Consider the following 871-nt stretch of genomic DNA (forward strand, 5'->3'; position numbering starts at 1 on the left):
GGCGCCGGTCGATTGGGGCGCCTATGAGCTGCGGATTGAGGGTGCTGCGGGCAACGCAGGCAATGCGGGCAAATCAGGCAGCAAGAGCAGCGACCGCAGCGCTGGTGGCAGTGGCAATGGCAGCGAGCCCAGCAATCGCGGTGGCCTTAACGCAGGTCGTGAGGGGCGCGCAGACAGCCCATTGGTTCCAGCGAGCATCGGCTTCGAGGCCGGCTGGTACGTCGCGCCCAAGGCCTTCGATACCCCTGACGTCCTCAAGGTCTCGCTCGACAAGCCCGAGTACCGGATCGGCGAACAGGCGCAGGTGCGGCTCGAACCGCGCTTTCCAGGGCTGGCGTTGGTGATGGTGGTCGGCGGTGACGGGCTGGTCAGCATGCATCCGGCAGAGGTGCCGGAGACCGGCACCAGCGTCGCCGTGCCAGTGACCGCGGACTGGGGGCCGGGTGCCTATGTGACCGCGATCCTCTATCGCGGCATGGACCTGCAGGCGCGGCGGATGCCGCGACGTGCGATCGGTCTGCACTGGGCTGGCGTCGATCCGCAACAGCGCCGCTTGGCGCTGAACCTCGACGCACCGCAACAAACCCGACCGCGCGAGCCGCTCAACCTTAGCGTTCAGATCGAGAATCTGGCGCCAGACGAAGCCGCCTTTGTCACCCTCGCCGCCGTCGATGTCGGCATCCTCAACCTGACCCGCTTCGAATCCTGGTCGCCAACCCAGTGGTATTTTGGCCAGCGTCGCCTGGGTGCTGAGTTGCGCGATCTCTACGGACAACTCATCGATCGAATGCAGGGCGAGCTGGGACGATTGCGCACCGGCAGCGGTGCCGGCCAGCTGATGTCGTTCGAGGGGCCACCGCCGAGCGAGGCG

The 871-nt window shown here is 66.8% G+C and carries 1 pseudogene; it reads left to right on the forward strand.

Annotated elements, in window-relative coordinates:
* Nucleotides 1–871, forward strand: a pseudogene (locus tag VBE63_RS30515) (hypothetical protein); the annotation flags it as partial.

The sequence above is a fragment of the Lamprobacter sp. genome (assembly GCF_034860625.1).
Classification (GTDB): Bacteria; Pseudomonadota; Gammaproteobacteria; order Chromatiales; family Chromatiaceae; genus Lamprobacter.